Annotated in this window: 21 protein-coding genes and 3 pseudogenes; 14 read left to right on the top strand and 10 right to left on the bottom strand. The window is 54.3% G+C overall.

Annotated features, from left to right (window positions below; all coding sequences use genetic code 11):
* Nucleotides 1-368 precede the first annotated feature (368 nt).
* Both N8E89_RS23990 and N8E89_RS23985 read left to right on the top strand, forming a co-directional pair.
* Nucleotides 369-575: a DUF6494 family protein gene (locus tag N8E89_RS23990; RefSeq protein ID WP_262262324.1), complete on the top strand. Its 207-nt coding sequence runs from the start codon at nt 369-371 to the stop codon at nt 573-575.
* Between the two features lie 97 nt (nt 576-672).
* Nucleotides 673-939, top strand: coding sequence for a hypothetical protein (locus N8E89_RS23985; protein ID WP_262262322.1), 267 nt, complete (start codon nt 673-675; stop codon nt 937-939).
* Here N8E89_RS23985 and N8E89_RS29545 read toward each other — a convergent pair.
* Entirely contained in the window at nt 861-1028 is a 168-nt protein-coding gene (locus N8E89_RS29545; RefSeq protein ID WP_410010406.1) for a DUF4143 domain-containing protein, read from the bottom strand. The genes N8E89_RS23985 and N8E89_RS29545 overlap by 79 nt on opposite strands.
* A 402-nt stretch (nt 1029-1430) precedes the next feature.
* Between N8E89_RS29545 and N8E89_RS23980 the strand changes: the two genes are divergently transcribed.
* Genes N8E89_RS23980 through N8E89_RS23970 form a run of 4 tightly spaced genes read left to right on the top strand, consistent with a single transcriptional unit; the run spans nt 1431 to nt 5156 of the window.
* On the top strand, nt 1431-1931 hold the full coding sequence (locus N8E89_RS23980) for a (2Fe-2S)-binding protein (RefSeq protein ID WP_262263317.1): 501 nt from the start codon (nt 1431-1433) through the stop codon (nt 1929-1931).
* Nucleotides 1928-2944 carry an FAD binding domain-containing protein gene (locus N8E89_RS23975; RefSeq protein ID WP_262262321.1) on the top strand — a complete coding sequence of 339 codons (1017 nt, stop codon included), beginning with the start codon at nt 1928-1930 and terminating at the stop codon, nt 2942-2944. The genes N8E89_RS23980 and N8E89_RS23975 overlap by 4 nt, the downstream gene beginning before the upstream one ends.
* Nucleotides 2945-2955: 11 nt before the next feature.
* Nucleotides 2956-3555 carry a hypothetical protein gene (locus N8E89_RS29120; RefSeq protein WP_315975704.1) on the top strand — a complete coding sequence of 200 codons (600 nt, stop codon included), beginning with the start codon at nt 2956-2958 and terminating at the stop codon, nt 3553-3555.
* On the top strand, nt 3531-5156 hold the full coding sequence (locus N8E89_RS23970) for a xanthine dehydrogenase family protein molybdopterin-binding subunit (protein WP_315975703.1): 1626 nt from the start codon (nt 3531-3533) through the stop codon (nt 5154-5156). Before N8E89_RS29120 ends, N8E89_RS23970 begins: the two co-directional genes overlap by 25 nt.
* Nucleotides 5157-5901: 745 nt before the next feature.
* On the opposite strand, the pseudogene N8E89_RS29540 reads toward N8E89_RS23970, so the two are convergent.
* Together N8E89_RS29540 and N8E89_RS23960 are read right to left on the bottom strand one after the other, a co-directional pair.
* A pseudogene (locus N8E89_RS29540) lies at nt 5902-6182 on the bottom strand (ACP phosphodiesterase); the annotation flags it as partial.
* A 25-nt stretch (nt 6183-6207) separates the two neighbouring features.
* The gene (locus tag N8E89_RS23960) at nt 6208-6681 is read right to left on the bottom strand and encodes a VOC family protein (protein ID WP_262262320.1); all 474 of its coding nucleotides are present in this window, start codon (nt 6679-6681) and stop codon (nt 6208-6210) included.
* Between the two features lie 322 nt (nt 6682-7003).
* Here N8E89_RS23960 and N8E89_RS23955 point away from each other — a divergent pair, with 322 nt between their 5' ends.
* Entirely contained in the window at nt 7004-7213 is a 210-nt protein-coding gene (locus N8E89_RS23955) for a hypothetical protein (protein ID WP_262262319.1), read from the top strand.
* A gap of 31 nt (nt 7214-7244) precedes the next feature.
* Here N8E89_RS23955 and N8E89_RS23950 read toward each other — a convergent pair whose 3' ends face one another.
* Together N8E89_RS23950 and N8E89_RS23945 are read right to left on the bottom strand one after the other, a co-directional pair.
* The gene (locus tag N8E89_RS23950; protein WP_262262318.1) at nt 7245-7520 is read right to left on the bottom strand and encodes a DUF1488 family protein; all 276 of its coding nucleotides are present in this window, start codon (nt 7518-7520) and stop codon (nt 7245-7247) included.
* Between the two features lie 101 nt (nt 7521-7621).
* On the bottom strand, nt 7622-7840 hold the full coding sequence (locus N8E89_RS23945) for a hypothetical protein (protein WP_262262317.1): 219 nt from the start codon (nt 7838-7840) through the stop codon (nt 7622-7624).
* Nucleotides 7841-8391: 551 nt separating this feature from the next.
* Here N8E89_RS23945 and N8E89_RS23940 point away from each other — a divergent pair.
* Nucleotides 8392-8622 carry a hypothetical protein gene (locus N8E89_RS23940; protein ID WP_262262316.1) on the top strand — a complete coding sequence of 77 codons (231 nt, stop codon included), beginning with the start codon at nt 8392-8394 and terminating at the stop codon, nt 8620-8622.
* Nucleotides 8623-8643: 21 nt separating this feature from the next.
* Nucleotides 8644-8922, top strand: a complete 279-nt coding sequence (locus N8E89_RS23935) for a hypothetical protein (protein WP_262262315.1) — start codon at nt 8644-8646, stop codon at nt 8920-8922.
* A 481-nt stretch (nt 8923-9403) separates the two neighbouring features.
* Here N8E89_RS23935 and N8E89_RS23930 read toward each other — a convergent pair whose 3' ends face one another.
* Nucleotides 9404-9724 carry a response regulator transcription factor gene (locus N8E89_RS23930; protein ID WP_262263316.1) on the bottom strand — a complete coding sequence of 107 codons (321 nt, stop codon included), beginning with the start codon at nt 9722-9724 and terminating at the stop codon, nt 9404-9406.
* A 460-nt stretch (nt 9725-10184) separates the two neighbouring features.
* Nucleotides 10185-10373 carry a hypothetical protein gene (locus N8E89_RS23925; RefSeq protein ID WP_262262314.1) on the bottom strand — a complete coding sequence of 63 codons (189 nt, stop codon included), beginning with the start codon at nt 10371-10373 and terminating at the stop codon, nt 10185-10187.
* A 291-nt stretch (nt 10374-10664) separates the two neighbouring features.
* On the opposite strand from N8E89_RS23925, the gene N8E89_RS23920 reads away from it, so the two are divergent.
* Nucleotides 10665-10907, top strand: coding sequence for a hypothetical protein (locus tag N8E89_RS23920; protein WP_262262312.1), 243 nt, complete (start codon nt 10665-10667; stop codon nt 10905-10907).
* Nucleotides 10908-11841: 934 nt separating this feature from the next.
* A complete protein-coding gene (locus tag N8E89_RS23915; RefSeq protein WP_315975702.1) occupies nt 11842-12186 on the top strand; it encodes a DUF488 domain-containing protein in 345 nt (114 codons plus the stop codon).
* A 247-nt stretch (nt 12187-12433) separates the two neighbouring features.
* Here N8E89_RS23915 and N8E89_RS23910 read toward each other — a convergent pair.
* Nucleotides 12434-13466, bottom strand: a pseudogene (locus N8E89_RS23910) (LacI family DNA-binding transcriptional regulator).
* Between the two features lie 132 nt (nt 13467-13598).
* Between N8E89_RS23910 and N8E89_RS23905 the strand changes: the two are divergent.
* The 3 genes and pseudogenes from N8E89_RS23905 (at nt 13599) to N8E89_RS23895 (ending at nt 17019) form a co-directional block, all read left to right on the top strand.
* A pseudogene (locus N8E89_RS23905) lies at nt 13599-14547 on the top strand (dihydrodipicolinate synthase family protein).
* 272 nt (nt 14548-14819) lie between these two features.
* Nucleotides 14820-16205, top strand: coding sequence for an MFS transporter (locus tag N8E89_RS23900; RefSeq protein WP_262262311.1), 1386 nt, complete (start codon nt 14820-14822; stop codon nt 16203-16205).
* Nucleotides 16206-16605: 400 nt separating this feature from the next.
* On the top strand, nt 16606-17019 hold the full coding sequence (locus tag N8E89_RS23895) for a cupin domain-containing protein (RefSeq protein ID WP_262263315.1): 414 nt from the start codon (nt 16606-16608) through the stop codon (nt 17017-17019).
* Nucleotides 17020-17103: 84 nt separating this feature from the next.
* Here the strand turns inward: N8E89_RS23895 and N8E89_RS23890 are convergent, their stop codons facing one another.
* Together N8E89_RS23890 and N8E89_RS23885 are read right to left on the bottom strand one after the other, a co-directional pair.
* Nucleotides 17104-18009, bottom strand: a complete 906-nt coding sequence (locus N8E89_RS23890; RefSeq protein ID WP_262262310.1) for a hypothetical protein — start codon at nt 18007-18009, stop codon at nt 17104-17106.
* The gene (locus tag N8E89_RS23885) at nt 18002-18145 is read right to left on the bottom strand and encodes a hypothetical protein (RefSeq protein WP_262262309.1); all 144 of its coding nucleotides are present in this window, start codon (nt 18143-18145) and stop codon (nt 18002-18004) included. Before N8E89_RS23885 ends, N8E89_RS23890 begins: the two co-directional genes overlap by 8 nt.
* Between the last annotated feature and the right edge of the window lie 18 nt (nt 18146-18163).

The following is an 18163-nucleotide window of genomic DNA, read 5'->3' as shown; positions in this document are numbered from 1 at the left end:
TGGACAGCGTCGGTCGTGTTAACCAGACGTGACGGCAGGGCGGACAGGACAGTTTTTCTGGTTTCCGGTCTTGGCCAACGAAATGGCAGGCGAGCGCATATCCCGTCCGACCGACGCTGTCGCAATTACCACAAGCCTGCTTGCAACATGCGGTGGCGGTTCCCCATAATTGAAAGCGATTTGGTGGAGGTGGTCATTTTCGATCAAGGGGATGCTGGCGAACTTTGTGCCGTCGGCGCACCGCAAAGATTCCCGATGATTGCCGAGGCTATTCGAATTGGCGCCACTGCCCAGCATCAGGTAGATTTATGATCTGCCCGCAGCAGCCTATGATCCGGCCAGTGACAGTTTTTGATAAGGAGATTGCCATGAACGAAGATGCCCTCAACACCTCTTTGCGCCGGTTTCTCAAAGTGGTTGGAATCACCTCCCAGCGCGAGATCGAATTAGCCATCCGCGAGGCGATAGCCGATGGCCGACTTAAAGGCGGCGAGACGCTGTCAGCCAAGGTGGTGCTCACCCTCGAAAAGGTCGGGCTCTCCCACACCATCGACGGTACGATCGAGCTTCAATAACAGCTGCAATTGCCGCAGCTCATGACGACAATCTGCATCAGCGTCCGTCTTTTGGAAATCCCACAGCGTGACTCGCAGCAAGTCAGATTGAGGTCTTATGGTTAAGTGGTTCGCAAGGCGATTGACAAGGTGGACTTTTGGACGTGTGGGGCGAGATGCATGCCAGGCCCGTGCCATCGAACATTTTCGATCCAAATGGAACGACGTTGTTACCGTCATAAAGAACCATGCCGATCTTGAAATCGTGCTGTGCGACGTGCGAGATACGCTCAATCCCGCGGAAGTCTATGGGGCCGACGCCTTTACTTCGATGCAGACGATGCCGCCACGGTCGCTTTCCCGCAAGATGTCTACTTCGACCTGATCCTTATCACGATAGTGAAAGAAGGAGACCCTCTCCTCCGACCAACACGCCTGCTTGATAAGCTCGGAGTAAACAAAACTTTCGAGCATGTGCTCCCATAGGTCCCGATCATTCGACAGGCGGTCTGAGCCATATCATCTGGTTGCGGCCAGCAGCAACTTATGCGCGACTTGGCAAGTTGACCGAGGCGCCCGCCAGCCTTGCAAAGTTTCTCAATGCCAAACCGGGCTCAACTATCCAGAAGGAAGCGGTTTGGCCGACAACGACGCAGCCACAATAGGTCGAACCGCTTCTTTCCACCTTATCTCGCCGATCTGGTTTTCTGCGCATGCGATCGCCGTTTTGCCGAGGAGGTAAAACGTACGACAATAGTTTTGCGCGACCCTCGCTTCAAGCCTAAGGTGGCGGTCTGCTTTCAAACTTGTCAGAGTGTTGATGCGCGCCTAGAGTTTTTACCGCATCGATACGAGCTCGGGTCCGAAGGGACGAAGATGGAAGTGAGGGCAAACACAGCACTCCACGTAACACTGACCATCAACGGTGTTGAGCGTACAGCCAGTATTGAACCGTGCGTGACTTTGCTTGATCTACTGCGCGAAAAATTTGACCTTACAGGCACAAAAAAGGGCTGTGATCACGCCCAATGCGGCGCATGCACGGTCCTCATTAATGGAAAGCGTATTAATAGTTGCCTCGTTCTCGCTGTGAGCCGCGATGGATCCGAAATCACAACGATTGAAGGAATTGGTACGGCCAACGAACTGCATCCCCTACAGGATGCATTCGTGCGGCATGACGCGCTTCAATGCGGCTATTGTACACCCGGCCAGATATGCTCGGCTATCGGCCTCATCTCGGAAGGTAAAGCCAAAACGCGCGACGAAATCCGGGAGGCAATGAGCGGCAATCTTTGCCGCTGTGGCGCATACATTGGCATTGTCGACGCGATCGAAGAGGTCATTGCAGCCCCCAGGCGAAAGACAGTGCGATGAGGCGTTTTGAATATTTGCGCGCGGCGAGCATCGATCAGGCTATTGAGAGGCTTTCTGACGATCCTGGCGCAAAACTGCTCGCCGGCGGCACCAACCTCGTCGATTTGATGAAGTATGATGTTGCGTGTCCGACAACGATCATTGACATCAACGACTTGCCGCTCGGAGAGATTAAGGAAACCTCGGACGGGGGACTTAGGATCGGCGCGCTCGTGACGAATTCGGACGTAGCTTTTCATCCAGTCATCGAAAACCGTTATCCCTTGTTAGCGAGCGCCATTCTTGCGGGTGCGTCTGCGCAGCTCCGCAACGCTGCCACAGTCGCTGGCAACCTGCTGCAGCGCACGCGTTGTTCCTATTTTTATGACGTGATGACACCGTGCAACAAGCGAACACCCGGCACCAGCTGTCCTGCGCGGAATGGGTTAAATCGGAACCACGCCATTCTTGGCGCGAGCCAAGACTGCGTAGCAACCCACCCTTCCGACATGTGTGTCGCTCTTGCCGCGATAGGAACGATGATCATCGTGCAGGGCCCTGACGGAGCGCGCTCGATTTCGCTAGCAGATTTTCACCGACTGCCCGGCGATACACCCGAGCAGGACACAACGCTGCGAAACAACGAGATCATCCTTGGTATCGAGTTGCCCCCTGCTCCCGAGTTTCAGCGATACAGCTATCTAAAGATCCGCGACCGCTTGTCCTATGCTTTTGCCCTCGTATCGGCTGCAGCCTTGCTGACAATCGATGATGGTGTGATCTCGACGGCACATGTGGCCTTGGGTGGCGTCGCGCATAAACCCTGGCGGGACACGGCTGCGGAAGTCGTGCTTGTCGGGCGTCCCGCGTCCCGCGGAAATTTCCATCAGTTTGCATCGATACTGCTGTCACGGTCCGAAGCGCTGTCGCAGAATGGCTTCAAGATAGAACTCGCCCGCAGGACGGTCGTTCGGGCGCTCGAACAGGCCGCGTCCCGAACGCCGCAGTCCCAGTCCGACAAGCGCATCTATTGAAAGGGGCAATTATGGAACGGGGATCTGCGATCACAGGCAAGAGCATCCCTCGGATTGACGGGCCAGTAAAGGTTCGGGGCCAGGCAAAATACGCCGCGGAATATGAAGTCGCGGATCTGCTGCATGCCGCAATCGTATCTGCATCGATCGCAAAAGGTCGGGTGATTTCGATCGATACTGCAGCCGCAAAAAATTTCCCAGGCGTTGTGGCGGTTCTCACCCATAAAAACCGCCCCTGGTTCTGGCCGTTCAGCTTTCTCTACAAGGATCTGGCTGGCCCGCCCGGCAAACCCTTTCGGCCGTTGTACGATGATCGGGTGCATTTCAGCGGTCAACCGATAGCGCTCATTGTCGCCGACAGTTACGAAGCGGCGCGCGACGGGGCGGCGTTGGTCCGCGTCTCCTATGACCGCGAGCAACACGCGACTGATTTGGCTGTTGAAGTATCAAAAGCGTATAAGCCCCCGAGACATCGGCTCGGCCTTGCTCCAACACCCCACCCCACTGGTGATGCTGACCGCGCATTTTCGGGTCACCCGTCAAGGTTGAGGCTACCTATACGACCGCTGCGGAAAATCATCATCCGATGGAACTGTTCGCAACAACGGTAGAATGGAGCGACAAAACCGTCACAGTCTATGATAAGACACAGAGCCCCAAGAGCGTGGAGATTTTTCTTAAGGTCGCCTTGCGCCTGTTTCGACGCAAAGTTCGTGTTGTAAGCAGCTTTGTCGGCGGCGCGTTCGGTCTCGGTCTTCGACCTCAGCAATCTGTAATCCTCGCAGTTCTAGCGGCTAAGGCGCTCAAACGATCCGTTCGGCTGGTGCTGCCGCGCGACCACATGTTCGCGCTCGGGTACCGCGCCAATGCCATGCAAACCGTCTCTCTTGGTGCCGACGAGAACGGCCGCCTGCTCGCGATCAAGCATCAAGCCGTTGCCGCCACGTCGCAAAGCGAGGATGCCCAGGATCCGATGCTGAATTTCTCGGCGAGCCTTTACCGCTGCGATAATGTCAAGCTCACCTACCAACTCGCAAAACTTGACACCGTTTCCCCGTGCGACATGCGCGCACCGGGTGCGGCCACCGGCATGTTCGCACTGGAATGCGCGATGGATGAATTGGCTTACGCCATCGATATTGATCCGCTCGCCCTGCGCCTCGCAAATTACACGGAGCGCGATCAAAGCGAAAACCGCCCGTTCAGCAGCAAAGCCCTCCGCGAATGCTATTTGCAAGGGGCCGAGCGCTTTGGTTGGGCGAAGCGTAACCACGCGCCGCGATCGATGCGTAAGGGGAAAGAGCTGATCGGATGGGGCATGGCAACGGGGGTTTGGGAGGCGGCAATGTCACCCGCGCCTGCACGCGTCAAAGTCAGCCTTCTTGCCGACGGCAGGTTCGAAGTGACGACGTCTATTACGGACATCGGCACCGGCACCTACACGATTCTCACCCAAATTGCTGCCGATGCGCTTGGAGCGCCCACGGAGCGAGTGGTTGTCAAGCTCGGTGACTCCGCCCTGCCTTTCAATCCAATTCAAGGAGGTTCGTGGACTGCCGCAACGTCAGGTTCCGCTGTCCAAGCGGCCTGCGACAAACTGAAGAAGAAGATCCTGTTGCGTGCGAAGCAAACCGGGATCGTGGGAAATGGGCAAGCAATTGAATTGCTTTCTCCGGCGGCTCTCGCTGATTTATTAAAACTGTCGGGCAGCGATAATCTGAGCGCCACCGCAACCATCATCAACGTTAAATTTGGCAAGAAATACGCGAGCGCCACTCATTCTGCGGTTTTTGCCGAAGTCCGCATCGACGAAGAACTTGCGGTCGTTCGGGTCACCCGGCTTGTATGCACGGTCGCAGCTGGGCGCATCCTCAATCCTGCCACAGCCCGAAGCCAGATCATCGGTGCCTCGGTCATGGGGATTGGCAAAGCTCTATATGAAGACGCGGCCACCGACCACAATTTAGGGCGATGCATGGCTCACAATTTCGCAGATTATCACATCCCATCAAATGCAGATGTCTATGACATTGAAGTCTTGTTCGTCGAAGAAACTGATGACAAAGTCAGTCCGATCGGTGTGAAGGGTTTGGGCGAAATCGGCTCGGTCGCTGTCGCGCCCGCCATTGCTAATGCAATATTCCATGCGACAGGGCAACGGATGCGGGACCTTCCAATCACCATTGATCGTCTGACACGATTGAGTGATTAGTTCCAAAGAGATCTGCTCGTCCTATCATCTGCACCACTTCCCGGACCTTCGCCATTAACGCGCCAGCACCTGCATTTGGTTGACGACCGCCCAACACCTGTAGGGCGACAATGCAGCAGATCAACGTCACGTAGGCAGGTCGCGATCCTAATCAGGAGGCCGAGAACAAACGAAGTACAAGACTCCGATCGACCGAACAAAAAAGCCACAACTCGGTTATGGAACGTCGTCCGGTCGAACGATACCACCTTCCCCCCTCAAGAATGGCGAGTCGCCTTGTCGACGAACTGTTGAACTTCAGCTGAACTCCCACGCCGCTGCCATTCTCGCTTCCGGGAATGAAAACGGCGCAACCGCTTCGAACGCCATCTGGGATGGGAAATGGTTTCCGCGTCGGGCTTTGCCAGTCTTCGCTTGAATTGTTCGATGACCGAAATCTCTGTTTCGGCCAGTTTGGCGAGAGCATCGCGGGATATTTCGACAAATGCACGCGCCGCACGACATTGAGCACAGGTAAACATTTCTGATGTCCCGTCAGAATCCTCCGACTCGCGACCCACAGCGTATCCGATTTAGACGCTCGCTATGAGTCTCCCATAGAAAATCATACTCGAAATGAGACTATGCAACGAACGAGAAGGCGCTCCTCTTACACTTGCATCGTTGGCGGCAGTCCATTTATAGGTCGCGTCGATTGGAGGGATGGCGATCCGTAGAGTAGACGACAACACGCCATCGATCTGCATTAGTTCGTATAAGACATTCTTGGGAAGCTCCTGAAGAACCCGCTCGAATATATGAAATTCCTCGGTAGCTTCGACCGTACCTCACCGCTTTCCGTAATCAGGCCCGGCTAAGCTGGATACAAGCGTTCCGGGCATTCCTCTGCGGCGTGAGCACGCTGCGCAGGCTCTGCTGGTCGACCGCCTCCCGATCGCGCCCGGCGATGTCCCGATCCCAGCGACAGGCTCGCGGGCGAAGGTAGGGGCGACTCGCCCAGTCGATTGCGTTGTGCAAGCCCAGCGGATCAAGCGCCCGTCGCGACGATGCCTCAGCCCCGCCGAGCCGCTTCGATCACCCCAACATCAATCTTCTTCATGGTAATCATCGCATCGAAAGCACGTTTTGCTTGATCACCGCCTGCCGCGAGCGCTTCGGTCAGAACGCGCGGTGTGATTTGCCAGGACACACCCCACTTGTCTTCGCACCAGCCACAGTCACTTTCCCGGCCGCTATTGCCGACAATGGCGTTCCAGTACCGGTCGGTTTCTTCCTGATCGTCAGTTGCGATTTGAAACGAGAAGGCTTCATTGTGTTTGAAGGCAGAACCGCCGTTGAGGCCGATACAAGGAATACCCGCAACGGCGAATTCGACAACCAAGACGTCTCCCCGCTTACCCTCTGGATAGTCGCCAGGGGCACGTATGACGGCGCCCAAAGCGCTGTCGGGAAAAGTCTCTGCGTAGAAGCGGGCGGCATCTTCGGCGTCTTTGTCGTACCAAAGGCAGATCGTGTTCTTTGCCATTACGTGGTCCTTTCGCTCTTGGTTTCCCACTGTGCGGCGCGACGTCACCGTCGTAGACGAAGCCTCGGATGCAGCGGCTCTCCTTGGCACAGCAATCGCACTGGCCATAGCTCTCGCCCATCGCCATTACCCTGAAGGGTTGCCGTCGAAGTCGCCGGATCATCTACCAACATATCGGCCCTAATGTTCGAAATCCACCCATTGCTGCCTAGCTGTTGCCAATTGGGCAGCAGCAATCTCACAGAACGGTCACATTGACGACATGCGCCAGACATCCCGCGATGGCATCCTATCCAGAGACTGACTTAGATAGGAGGAGATCATGTTGGAAAGACTTGAACCAACGTTGGATGAGTTGCTGACAGAACCTATCATCCGTCTCGTAATGGCGAGCGATGGGGTCAGATCCGACGACATACGCAAGGTGATGTCTGAGGCACAAATGGAACTGTGTTCTGTTGACGCCATTGCCGCCACCTCGGCATTTCGTCCGACCACGGCTGGCTGCAACATATATCATCGTTTTTGGTGACAGGCGCTTCAACGCTTGTCAGCGGGTTTGGCTAATTGCCCCGTTCAAAATCGGCTGGCGTCAGAACGTACATGTTCTTGCGACCATAGGAATAAACTTGTCGTGCCACATCTAGAATTCTACCGCGCGCTGCATCAAATGCGGCGAGGTTATCCTCTTCCGCCGAAATTGTATTTGATCCGGAATTCGAGAGTGCGGCAGCCTCGATGAAAAACGGAACTTCAATCAATCCATCATAACCAAGGAAGCGTACGCGCTGATATGCCGTATCATAGCTGCGGCTTCGGTTCGGAAAAGTTAGCGCCATTTTATCATCCTCAAGTCAGGCAAAATGGTGGGGGTGTCGATCAATGCCCGTTTGATCCTCGCAGCGCGACGCCGTTGCATTGTTCGCATGGAGTGATCTCATCATCGAAATTGCGGTACTTTCGTTAAGTCTGTCGTGGAACGCTTGCCCAAATCGGCGGAAACTCCGGTATAGACGTGATAGACCGTCCACGATCGTTTGGGCTCTATTCGGCGGCCATAATGATGATGCATGCCGAAGCGATGAAGCGCTCCGCCTTCGTTTTCCCAAACGCCAATATCGATGGCGTTCTGATCGTTGTCGAATTCATAGATAGTCAAAATAAACACCTTATAGACTGTTGAGCCTCAAATTTTCGTTGATCGATTGCCAGAAGGTGAACAATCGCGGCTCAGTGAAGTAAAGGCCAGAGGCGGCGCGTCCTGGCGATCCGAATTTACCAAGTGATTCCAAAGAGTATTGAATAGACTAGCAACACAATGGCGATGGAAAATAAAGCTTTGAACACAACGATCTTGTGATCGTCGAAATAATTTTGGACCTGATCAAGTTTTTTCATGGCGGCTTCCTTTGTTTAAAATAAACCGACCCAAAAAACACACTAGCACAAAACGGCAAATCGTGGGGCATTTATTAGCGCTTTGAAGTTATCTCTTTGGTTTTTATTATACATCGAATGCCACCCAGCCGCAATTAAAGCGCAATTGAAGCGCAACGTTGCACTATCGACTTTTGGCCAAACTTTGGCTCTTCGCGGCGTCAAGAATCCCCGACCCGCCAATCTCATCCCAAACTGCCGATCCTTTTGCGTGTCATTGTTTGCCACGCGATGGTTGCTCTCATCTGAGCATTGTTCCGCAGAGGAAATGGCATGACCACGCGTACCAAACGTTCAATGGCTCATTTCGAGGCACCCTTTGCCTTGCGCGGATTGGATGGGATTCAGCCTGTGGGCGACTACGATATCGATGAGGACGAGAATATAATCGAAGTCTGTCCCGGCTCGCCTACCAGCCCGTTGCGACTTTCATCCACATCCGGCCAGGAATGCCAACCAGCGCAAAACGCAGCTTGTCGCGATCACCTACCCCGCGGCACTTAAGAAAGATCAGGAGATAATCACATGAACATCCACCGGCGTTACAAAGCCCCTGAAACACCTCCACACCGTTTTGTAGTCGGTCAGCAGGTCCGAATGCGAAGCGGCGGTGGGGCGATGATGAAACCGAGCGCGATATTCCAGATTTTGGCTACCCTTCCACCTTTGGGCCGCTCCTTCCAGTACCGCATCCGCGACGCTGAAGAGAAATACGAACGGATCACAACGGAAGATAATCTTGAAGCCCTCGACATCTGGAGCAGTGGCGACCGCAACAGTTTTAAGAGACCGGCAGACGCGTAATTATCCAAAGGAACGGCTGTTGATAGGGAGCAGGCCTGCCGACCGATGTTTAAGTGGGCTCTCTGCGATGATTGGCAGCGACGAACGCAGCGAAAAACTGCTGACAACTTACCTGCATCGACAGGCCGGATATTGTAAGCTGAGCGGGCTGTGGTTGGGATTGACGTAATTAGCTCACCCGCGGTTTTCTAATGTATTTTAAGGTGCGACAGAAATGTTACTAGCTTGCGCCATATCCATTTAGCGATAGCCCCGATATAGGCCGAAACGAGAGAAACCAGCATTAATGCGCTGATCGCCCTCTCCCGCCATTTCTCAAACTCCGCAATCGGTCTCTCAACCGTTTTCAGCCGGCCGTCGATCTCATCGATGTTGCGGTCTGTAGCATCAGCCTTGAAGATCGCTGAACAGATGAAACTCTGGCCCCCCGACCATCAGCTGTCGGGGGTAGCTCGATGGTTCGCTTCGGCGCCATGAGCCGTCACCTACCCACACTGTTGATGGCGTTGATTAATAGGTTGGCCGGAAACGGCTTGCGCAGATAGGCAACGCAACCGGCTTGTGTCGCCTCCGCTTCCAGTGCGCCGTCTTCGAGAGCAGTGATGAAAATCACCGGAAGCTTGGAGCCCGATGCCCTCAATCGGCGCTGCAACTCGATCCCGGACATGCCGGTGAGATCAATATCGAGGACAAGGCAGTTGATTTCGGTCGCGGCAGAGTGACGAAGAAAGTCTTCGGCCGACGAATATTCCTCCGTCACGAAGCCATGGGCATTCAGCAGGCGCTGAACGCTCCTGCGCATGCTCGGATCGTCTTCCACGACAGCTACGATGCCTGGTGGGCGTTCCAACTTTGTGCCTCACTTCAGCCAGTGTTGAGAAAATGGTCAGCTTGATGGATGATAGAGCTGACTAAGGACCTCCGATACTGTCCTAAAGGGAAGTGCACAGGCTTCACTCATGGGAAGGGCCGTAGGTTGATATCATTACGATCGTCATCGCCGGCAAAACGGCTGGCACAACGCTTCGGCCTTCTTACCGGAACTTGACGTTGGAACTTCGTTGTTAAAATGCAACGCAAATCGCGTCAGAATATGGCGTAGTGGGCCCCGGCTGCCAGGTGGCGAGAAAAAGTGCACCGCTACATTGGTCGATCTCGCCGACAATCATACTCACGTTGGATGCCAATCGGCCAGTCCCTCGCGGCGCCCATAATTGCTTGGGCGACGTTAGTCGTCCAACCTCATTTCTTGGAGGCTCGAGCTATTCGGCTTCCTGTTGCGGCAGCTCCTTCTTGACCGACTGGGCATCAGAAGGAATGGGGGTCTGGTCTTTCGAAACACTTGCCGTTGTCATCTCTTTGTCAACGGACGCGGTATGTCCGACACAGTCAGCCGAGGCGGCCGAAACGGTAAAACCGAACGCAGCGGCAAGTACGAGGATCGTTCTCATCGTCCAACTCCAAGCTTTTGTGGTGCGCGGCCAGTCTAACCGTTAATCCCACTTCGGCAAAATCACAGTTTTGTTGGGGGCGCCTTCAGGCCGGTTTCGCTGCGCCAACCTTCGTTCACCCAAGAAATCACCTAAACATGTCGGATAGATAGCTCTTTCCAAGTTAACGATGAAAGCCCAATTAAATGCCGATCGCGTCAGCGAGAAATACACCACGTCATTTGCACCATCACGGCTTGGCGAACCACGAAAAGCGAGACTATGTTACTATGAACCGGAGGGGGCTTATAGATGGCAATACCAAGACCAGACAAACCAAGAAAACATCCAGAGCGCTTTGATGCCTGTCGGATGGCAATAGAGGACGAACTGATTGAGCTGGTCGGCCGCGCTTGCGATGCTGGCTGGCACCGGGATGAAGTGCTGGCAGCAACAGCGGAGCTAACTGACACCCTGGCTCTAGCCAGGCGTGAGGATGTGGCAATATCAATTGAATTGCATGTCGCGCAGTTGATGAAGAAAAGAAACTTCTGACATAGCGCCCCGTCAAGCTACCCTGGGCACACAGAAAAGTTCCGGCCGAGCTGTTCGAGCATTACGGCGCGCATCCCAGTTGCAAGTGCGCTCGGAATGCAAAAGCGGGTACCGCCGCGAGCATGAGGGCTTAGCGCTTTGGTTGGTCGATCCAGTCTTGCCAGCAGGCTCTCGAATGTCGCATCCATTGGAGTTGGAGGGCGCCGGGACCGAACCGATTGCTCGAATCAAGGCCTTAACATCTGCCGCCTCAGCCAGTGCTGCCACCCAAAATTGTCTGTGTTGTCCCTTGGCACTGGATCTCCGCAGATTCTCTCCGACAACAGTCTCAGGGCCTAGGTTCCGTGCTGAAGCAGAATTGTCCGCTACCGGACATGTCGTTGAAGTTAAAAAAAAGTGAAATATATTTTTTCTGTTCTTCTTCTCTTATTTGTCACTCACAGGATAAAAATGGAACAGAAGTTGGACCACGGACTAGGCTGCCCAGACTGCGGCACCATCTATCTCAACATTCCTGACCAAGTCGCAAGCGATTCCCCGATTACCTGTACCACCTGCGGTAAATTTCTTGGCAGTTGGGGCGAGTTGGAACAGTCCTTCAATAGGCAGGGCGGCCAGCATGGTGTCTTTGAAATGCACGACGGGCTAATCATTCGAAAGGACTAGAGTTGATTAAGGACCCGGCGCTATCTGCAGTCGTTAGCTGGCATGAAAGAAGATCAAAATCTGTTGAAATCGTTGCTGTGCTGCAGGGCAGTAAGGCGATCGCCATTAACGAAGCTGATTGAACTAGATTGTGACTATCTACTGTTAACCTGCATGCGTTTTCGACCTTAGTGCGAAAGAATATAGAAACCGCGATCCTTGCGAACAGAGCCGTGAAATATATACCCAAGTGTATCACTGAAGGTTCAATCCCGGGCCCCAAGCAAAAATGACGATACTTACCCCGGCCGAAAATGTGAAGTTGAAACGGATATACGAACCTCCGGCAGCGAACGACGGCATGCGAATTCTTGTGGACCGCATTTGGCCGCGCGGTGTTTCAAAGAAAGATGCTGCGCTCGATCTGTGGATGAAGGAAATTGCGCCCAGCACAGAATTGCGTAAGTGGTTCGCGCACGATCCTGCCCGCTGGAACGAATTTCGTCAGCGCTATGCACGAGAGGTCAAACAAAATCATGCTCTCTCGATCAATTGCGCTCCTTCGCGCAAAATGAGAAAATCACACTGGTTTATGCCGCCCATGATGCAGCGCATAACAACGCCGTGGCATTGAAAACCCTGATTTTGGATCACTAGCGGAGGCAACGATCCCCGTGTCAATCAGATCGCTCCGCACCGCATGAACACGGAATTGCGATGCAGGGAGTGTGCCCTTTGCAAGAAAGTCATTTGCTTCCTTCACGATGGCTCGAAGTATTCTTGTTAAAAATTTTACATGTTGCCCGCTTGCCGAACTTATAGTCAGGTCCGCCCTACTTTCATCGACTGACCCTTTCCGACACCGTGGATGTGCGAATAAATCAGCCATCACGCGGTGCGGTGGACTTCCGGGGGATAAGAGTAGGAGCGGAAACGCGAATTCGCTCCTCTTGAACGACATTCTCGCGTCCCAACAGGTCGAGGGCTTCGGATGCAATCTGATCAAAGGGTACCCTCAGCGTGGTCAGCGGCGTTGGCAAATGGCTTAGGATCGGAATGTCATTGTAGCCGACCAATGAAACATCGCCAGGGACGGACAAACCCAGTTTGGCGAGACCCGATAGCGCGCCAATAGCGGTATTGTCGTTAACGGCGAACACTGCGGTCGGTCGGGGATCGAGTTGCATGAGCCTTTCGACGGCCTCCGTTCCGGAATTGATACCGAACGTTGATGGTATGATGTAGGCTTGATCTAGCGTGATACCTGCTTCACCGAGAGCTTGCTTATAACCTTCGACACGGCCACGGGAACTGGAGGCATAGGAAGGTCCGGCGATGACCCCAATCATTCGATGTCCCAAATCGAGCAAATGGCGGGTCGCCAGGTACCCGCCGAGCCTATCGTCGCCGATCGACGACAGACTGTGGCCATCTGTTCGCAACGCCAGAACATAGGGTATTCCCCTTCGACTGAGTTCATCCGGAAAATCATCATCCTCACGAGCCGTTGATAAAATGAGTCCATCGACCCCTCGCCTCAGCAAAGACTCTGCGGCCAGCCGGTCAGCGTTGGGTTTATCATCGGTCGTTGCGACGATCGCAAAGCGGCCTGAACGACTGCAGGCCTTTGCCAGAGATTCTGTACAGCATCGCCATTACGGTGTCCGTGAGCCGGGGCACGATGACGCCGACAGTCATCGTATTGCCACGTCTGAGGCTCGATGCCGAGACATCGCGGACATAACCAAGCTCTTCGGCTATCTTTCTGACCCGCTTTGCAGTCTCACTGTCCGAGCGCGGCAGTCTTTCATCCAATATGCGCGACACAGTGGATTTTGACACACCAGCCGCTGCCGCAACGTCATAGAGGGTGACGCGTTGCTGCCACGAAACTTCGTCTACCTTTGAATTCATTACAACTTTCCGCTTTGATAGGCCCTAAGCGACCACTGCATTCTACGATGCCCTAAAAAAATCGTTGACACCAGAGTTTTTGAGAACGATTATGGGAACGTTCCCACTAACGATCCTATGGAGGAGATTTATATGAACCCGATGGATTTACGCGGCCTTAGTCCTGCTCCCGTTACCCCGTTTACCCGCGATGGCGAAGTAGACCACAAAGCCAATGCGCGTATCGCGAAATGGCTCGTATCGATGGAGGGCGTGAAGAGCCTTGTCATCCTCGGCCACGCTGGTGAAGGCACTTTCCTGACTGAAGAAGAACGCCTTGCTCTGATCCGCACCTATGTCGAAGCGGTTGACGGCGCTGTTCCAATCATTGCCGGCATCACTGGTGAAGGCACGAAGGTTGCCGCCGCGGAGGCCAAGAAGTGCAAGGCCGCCGGTGCCACTGGCGCGCTCGTTTACCCAAATCACGGCTGGCTGCGCTTTGGTTTCCAGAGGGGCGCACCGCAGGACCGGTACAAGGCCATCTGGGAAGAGTCCGGACTTCAGTGCATCCTGTTCCAATATCCGGACGCGACCAAAGCCTCCTATGATCTTGATACCCAGCTTGCGATCGCCACGCAGCCTGGCGTCGTTGCGACGAAGAACGGTGTGCGCAATATGAAACGCTGGTATGTCGAGATTCCTGAACTCAAGAAAGCCAATCCGAATCTGCAGATTCTGAGCTGTCATGACGAATGGCTGCTGCCGACAATGTTTGATGTTGATGGGCTGCTCGTCGGCTATGGCAACATTGCTCCTGAACTCCTTATCGACCTGATCAAGGCCGGGAAGGCACAGGACTATCCCCAGGCTCGCAAGATCTTTGAACGCCTCCTGCCAGTTACCCGCGCCGTATATCATCGCGGCTCACACATGGAAGGCACTGTTGCACTGAAGCTCGGCCTTGTTCATCGAGGCATTCTGGAACACGCGACGATCCGTGAGCCGCTGAAAGACCTTGGTGAAAAAGGCCGAAGCCGAAATCTTTGCCGCCTTCGATGCTGCGGGTATTGGTCGGGTCGAACAGCGCTTGGCTGCGGAATAGACAACAGTGCCCCCGTGCGGTCGCGGGGGCATTATTGTTGATGGGTGGAGAAATTTGCAGGTCCGCCAGGCGGCGGTTCAGGACAGAACCTGATTGCAGCCCGGCTGTCGGCGTTGGGGGTTAGAACCCGCCCGCTTTTTCTTCAAACCATCTCCAAGGCAGCTTTCATCAAGGTCTTATGCGATCGGCACCGGATTGTGCCGTACAACCATTACGATTGGAGCGCCCCTGGCCGGGAGAATGGTAGGCCACAGGGCGGGAAGGAGGAGTAAATGAATTTAGTTCAGCCAATACCTGTTGGATCGGCACAGGTTACCGAACCGCAGGCCGAAATCAGCGCACGTCTTGAGCGTCTTCCAATAACCCGCGAAGTCTTCTGGGCTCGTAACATCGTTGGGGCTGCTACTTTCTTCGACGGTTATACGGTCATCGCAATCGCCTATGCCATGCCGGTCCTTGTTCGAGAGTGGGGATTAACACCGGGCCAGACAGGCATGATACTGTCGATGGGTTATCTCGGCCAATTGATTGGTGCGATCCTGTTTGGTTGGCTTGCCGAGAAGGTCGGTCGGCTCAAGGTCCTGCTATTTACGATCCTGTTGTTTGTCAGCATGGATGTAGCCTGCCTTTTTGCCGCCGGAGCGACAATGATGATGGCATTCCGCTTCGTCCAAGGGATCGGTACGGGTGGCGAAGTACCTGTCGCCAGCGCCTATATCAACGAAATGATCAGCTCCAAGGGACGCGGCCGCTTCTTCCTTCTCTATGAGGTCATGTTTCTGCTCGGTCTGGTTGGCGCCGGCTTAATCGGGTACTTCATGGTTCCCCTCTATGGCTGGAAGGCCATGTTTGTTGTCGGCCTTGTTCCTGCGATCCTGATGATTCCGCTGCGCTGGTTTTTGCATGAATCGCCGCGCTGGCTGGTGGCGAATGGCCGTTATGATGAGGCTGATCGCATTGTATCGCGGTTGGAAAAAAGTGCCCGCGATGCTGGTCAGCAACTGCCGGAACCCAAAATTGTCGCCGCACCTTTCCAACGACGGTCAGACTGGCGGGAGTTGTTCCAGGGAATCTACCTTAAGCGCACACTTTCGATCTGGGCCATGTGGTTCTGTGCCTACATGGTTGCCAACGGCACCATCACCTGGCTGCCGACGCTTTACCGCCAGACCTTCAACCTGCCTCTGGAAACAAGCATCCTATACGGGTTCTTCACATCGGTCGGCGGTGTCGTCGCAGCAGTCATCTGCGCTTTTTTGATTGACAAAGTCGGTCGCAAACGGTGGTACACTGGAGCATTGCTCATCGCGCCACTTCCGCTGCTTCTCCTGGCGTGGCTCGGCGCGACATCGGCCACGCAAGTACTTATCCTCGCGGCGCTTGCTTATGCAATCGTGCAGACTGTCACATTCTCGCTCTATCTGTATTCGGCCGAGATCTATCCAACACGGCTGCGTGCGATTGGCACGGGTACTGGTAGCGCCTGGCTGCGTCTGGGCTCCTCGGCTGGCCCGATTGTTGTGGGCTTCATCATGTCGACGATGGGTATCCAATACGTCTTCGCAACTTTTTCGGTCATACTGATCGTTGGCGCGCTGATAACCATGCTTTTTGCGATTGAAACAAAGGGGAAGGTTCTCGAAGAACTCTCTCCCTAAACCCGGGCTAGGCCGTTCTTGCGGTTGTTATACCTGACGCGGCGGTTCTCTGCCGCGTCATTGTTTCTTTTGGGCGTGCAAATGCACCCTCACTGACCCTTTGGGGACGTGTCCGACGCTGGCCGTTTGGTACAGGAATTAAAAGGGACGGCAGAGTGTCGCGCGCAACACTGCCGCGCGACCATCGCATGACAGACCAGTTGCTTGGCTGCTGGCCATCTTTTCATCGTGCAGGAACTTGAATTTGTTAATTGCCAAAACGGAATGCCTTTTTCATGCCCTAGATGATAACAAGTTTTTGCCACCAGTCTCCCGCCGCGGTACGCTTCGAAACTGAGGTAACTGGCACGCGGCTATGTTAGTGTTTGAGCTCAGCCTAATGTTGATGGAGGAGAGAATGATGGACGCAAAGTCAAAGCCCACCTGCCGCATTGTCAAGCCGCATCACACCTATGGCGGCAAGCAGGGTCTCAACTATTTCGAGGGTATCGCCGCGGAGACGGTCGGATCCACGGGAATCTGCATGCATATTCTCACTATCCCGCCAGGCGCGCGCGCCAAGGCACATTTGCACGAGGCACACGAAACGGCGATCTATGTTCTGTCCGGCGAAGCCCATACTTGGTACGGCGATCGGCTGGAGGAACATGTTGTCGTGCATACCGGGGAGCTTTTCTACATACCGGCCGGCGTCCCGCACCTTCCAGCTAATCTCAGCAACACGCCGTGCACCGCTGTCATCGCCCGCACCGACCCGAATGAGCAGGAAAGTGTCGTGCTGCTGCCGGATCTGGATGCACTAGTGCCGGCTTAAGCCGCTGCGTCGATCAATGACAAAAGTGATTGGCATGAGCGGATAACTCAAGGAGTTGCATGTATCCGTTGACGTGTTGAATTGTCACGACACGGCCAGAATTTGGTCAATTGCTGCATCGAATTTTTTTGCAATCTTCTTCGACGCTTTTTCGTTGGGGTGAAGTTCGTCGTGCCAATTGCCCCGGCAGCAATTCCTTGCATCAACAAGATGTACCTTTGTGGATGAATCCGCGACTCCGCCCAGCATTTCATAAAACCTGTCGACCGAGTATTTCACGATCTCTTTGGCGATATTGCTGTCCCAGGCGTATCCCAGTGCCTTAAACGGTTTGCCCAACCACGGCCCGTTGTTACGCGGATGCGCATAGTCGTATCCCTGCAGCAGGACGTGGGTGTAGCCGCTTGACCAAACGTCCACGTTCCTTACCATTTGTCTGTATCCGATTTTGAGCCTGTTCAGGATTGCCTCGAACTCATTGTCTCTGATGTAGTCGCGGGGGTTGCTCGAGCCTCCACCTTGAGAAAAGCGCTTGACGTACTTGACCAAACTGCCGCCTCCGAGGAAATCGTTGCCGCCACCGGAAAATATGAAAAATTGCCTTTGTCCGCCCGAAATCGGTTGCTTATATTGGGGCGGATTTTTTGTAATTTCCCCGAACGTGTCGCCCGGAAAACCAATATTAAGTGTATCGTACTTTGCCGTATCTTTGGCGAGGGCGTTAACAAAGGTCATCTCGTATCCCAACGCGCTTGACTCGGGCCAAAGGAGGTTGATCCAAGAATCTCCCTCGGCCAGAATCTTTATCCTGCCTCCTGCCGCCATTGTTGTTACCAACTGCTCCGCAAGCGTTGTACGCCGCATTGTTCTCACGGCATCAGATGCCGAGATCCCCTTTCGTGGCCTGATCTTGAACACGAGAGCTTCCTTTGGATCGGGCTCCATCTTGAAGGCAGTCTTGAAATCAAGGTGAACAGCGGTTTTAGCCATGATGGTCTCCCGGAAAAACGGATGCACCAGCGACACTGCGGGCGAACGATATGCCGTCAGGAAACATCGTGCCATGATCACGGATTTGGAGGTTCATCGTCGTCACATCGTTTGGAGGCACAGCATCAAACTCCATAAAGTCTCCCTCTAGTCG

It is taken from the genome of Phyllobacterium sp. A18/5-2 (assembly GCF_025452215.1).
Classification (GTDB): Bacteria; Pseudomonadota; Alphaproteobacteria; order Rhizobiales; family Rhizobiaceae; genus Phyllobacterium; species Phyllobacterium sophorae.
This window is presented reverse-complemented; position numbering and strand designations above follow the sequence as displayed.